2 protein-coding genes are annotated in these 3,128 nt (G+C 32.2%); both read right to left on the bottom strand.

What is annotated here, in order from left to right; translation table 11 throughout:
* Positions 1-1,215: 1,215 nt before the first annotated feature.
* Complete coding sequence (locus M4I23_RS19325; protein WP_249755497.1) at positions 1,216-1,632, bottom strand: hypothetical protein; 417 nt, start codon at positions 1,630-1,632, stop codon at positions 1,216-1,218.
* A gap of 147 nt (positions 1,633-1,779) precedes the next feature.
* Positions 1,780-2,364 (bottom strand): hypothetical protein, encoded by a 585-nt coding sequence (locus M4I23_RS19320; protein ID WP_249755496.1) that lies wholly within the window; start codon positions 2,362-2,364, stop codon positions 1,780-1,782.
* Between the last annotated feature and the right edge of the window lie 764 nt (positions 2,365-3,128).

Genomic DNA, 3,128 nt, shown 5'->3' with positions numbered 1-3,128 from the left:
CAGGAAAAAGGCAGGTCTGTTTTCGGTCTTTTCCAAGGATAAATTTCATAACTAAAAGATACAAAAATGAGCTGAAAAGTTACTTCCTAATTGATTCTAAAAATATAAATAGTTATTAGACAGTCTGACGGTTACGTATAAGAATAGTGCGTAGTTTGTGTGCGTGGATTTTCCGAAGGAAAATCATAAGCAACCAAACGCGCATTAACTCTTGGTTAGGCACTAAACTAAGCATTATTTTTATACAATGTTGGCATGCGTGTTTTTTTTGTCGGACTTATTTTACGACAGATATGCGTTTGAATTTAGAAAAGTGAGAGTTTTTTTGAGCACGCGTAAAGTCAGTCGCGCGTAATCTTTGCGTTTCGTTTGTCAAAAGTCAGATGTTTTGCGCAAGAGTAAAGTCAGTCGTACGCAACAGTTGCGCTTTAAATGGTCAGAAGTCAGTTGAGTGAGTTTTTTAACCACTTTTAAGCTTGTTTATATATTTTTTCGAGCTGAGTGAGACATGAATGCCAACGTGTTTGTGTATGCTTAGTTGCGTGGCTTGGCAACTAAATTAGTAAACTTTTACGAACCTGAGAATATTCCGAAGGAATATTCCAGATAAGCAGAAACCAAGCAATTAAATATACACGGTGTTAACTACCGGCTTTTTTCTATTTATACAGATTTCAGATTTTTAAATTTTCCAATAAATATAATTTAGGAATTCTAATTTTAGCAACGGTTTAAGCGTATTACTCCGTTTAGCGAATCCAGTTTAGCTCAGATTGGTTTTCCTGCGTACAGTTCAACCGTAACGATAAACACAAACTTTTCAATCTTGATTTACTTTATTGATCTTTTTAATCTAAAATCATCTTAGTTGTTTTAATTTCAAACAGAGTAGAGTAAGCTCAAAATTGGTTTCTTTAAATTATCTTTTAAAATTCTATTTTTCTTGGTTTATGAAGTCAAACCGTAAGCAATGCGTAATGCTTTTCAGATTTAATTATCCATCTGAGTAATCAATCAAATTAGGGCTTACGATGTTTCAATTTAAGAAAAATGTTAGTTGGCGAGGCAGCTTGTAGTTAACGTTTATGTATAAGAATAGAGCGGTTTTGTGTGCGAGGATTTTCCGCAGGAAAATCAGATGTAACAAAAGCGCACGGACTCTTGATTAAGCACTAAACTAAGCATTATTTTTATACGGTGTTGTAAAACGTTTTTTTATTCAATTTCAGTTACGTATTTGTTTTCTGAATAATATTTTTCTTTTATATTGTCAAAATCCAACATTATTATCGTGTCAAGGTTTTTTCTTTTGAGATTGATTTTTAGAGATTCAGTTTTTTTAGTTAGCGTGTCACCGATTTTGATAAAGTCAAAAAGTCCAGAGCTTTGGAAAACAAAGTCTTTTTTATTGTCGCCAAAAATTTTATGTCTGATAATAATTATTGGTCTTGCGTGATTTTTTTTGTCAATATATTTTTCAGTAACTATTCCTTCGTAGTTTGAATGATATTCATCGTAAACTATTTTGTCAAAAAACTCTTTTTGAGTCAGATTATCACAAGAATTTAATCCAACTGCCAGAATAAATAATAAGATAAGATGTCGAATGGTCAATTTTTTCAGTTTTCTCAAATGTTTTACAACGTTTATGTATATGGAAAGTTGCGGTTTTGTGTGCGAGGATTTTCCGAAGGAAAATCAGACGTAACAAAACAAGCAACGACCTTTATTTAAGCCAAACACCAGCAGTTTTTTATATACTGTGTTGGCAACAGTATTTTATTCTTTTTTAACTTGTACTTTTCTGAATTCAGTCAGAATCTTTTCTTTTTCTATTTCGGTTAAACCAAAATTCGGTAATCTTTCAGGTGGTGGAATTTCGTCGTCAATTAACAAAACATTTTGCACAAGATATTCGCCAATGTCCATATTCCAACCTAAACAACCTGATTGATAATCTATCTGGTATGTTGTATCACGAATTGCTTTTAAAGTCAATTCTGTTTTATTGGGAAATTCCTTTTTTCTTAAAAGTCCCTCGTACGCAATCCCTTTTACAATTCCGTTTGGGTATTCAGTCAGTTTAAGAAGTTCCGATTCGGTTGCGTTTTTCATAATCCATCTTCTTCTGTCAACTTCGTTTTTTGTTGAAATTCCCATTCCACCAATTCCGCTAGTAATTCCACGTGATTCCGCAACTTGTAAAGAATCTTTTATTTCTTTTCTTATTCCATTCCAATTATAAGTCCAATTCGGTTCATAATTTGTCACAATAGCAGTTATAACACCAATTCCGATTATTGTCAAAATTGGAAATAAAATCGAAAATCGACTTCGTTTGCTGTTGTTTCTGCGTTTTGTCATATTGTTGCCAACGTGTTTGTGTATGGTTAGTTGCGTGGTTCAGCAACTAATTTAGCAAACTTTTACGAACCCGTGAAAATTCCGCAGGAATTTTCGCAAGTAGGCAAGAACAAAGCAATTAAATATACACGGTGTTGCCAGTAGTAGTTTTTTATATTCGTCCGTTTTATTTTTGGTTCAGTTCCAAATTTACTCGTTTGGTTTTAAATCCAATATTGTAAATAAATTGGAAATTACGTCTTTGTATTTTACTCTTATAAACTAAAAAAACTCTCCGAAAATAATTCAAGCGCTTTTTATTTAGACGTTGTAGCTTTTAAATTCACATTTTTTTTACTAACGTTCGGTTTATTTTTTTTAGTTTAAAATTCCAGCGTTATATTTTTCAGTCCAGTTTGTTTAATCTTCTGATTTTAAATTTCTACGTTCTGCTCGTAATTCTCACGTTGTAAATTCCGCACGAAATGTTCTTGTATTTAAATTCCGATTTGTAATTCTAAATGGACTAAAGTAGGCTCATAATTATTTTGTAAAGAATTATTCCTACACCAAGACCAATGTAAAATCCAGTTTGTTTATGTATTGGTTTGCTGGTCTTTTTATTGTCAGATTCATTCATAATTTACTATTTATTTTTTCGTTAATATTTCAATTAATGCTTTCTGTTTGAGTTCGTTATCCTGTTACTGGCAACGTTTACGTATAAGAATAGTGCGTTGTTTGTGTGCGTGGATTTTCCGCAGGAAAATCATAAGCAACCAAAC

The organism is Algibacter sp. L4_22, assembly GCF_023473045.1.
In the GTDB taxonomy this organism is placed as follows: domain Bacteria; phylum Bacteroidota; class Bacteroidia; order Flavobacteriales; family Flavobacteriaceae; genus Algibacter.
Note: the sequence above shows the minus strand (reverse complement) of the source record. Positions and strands in the feature narration are given on the sequence as shown.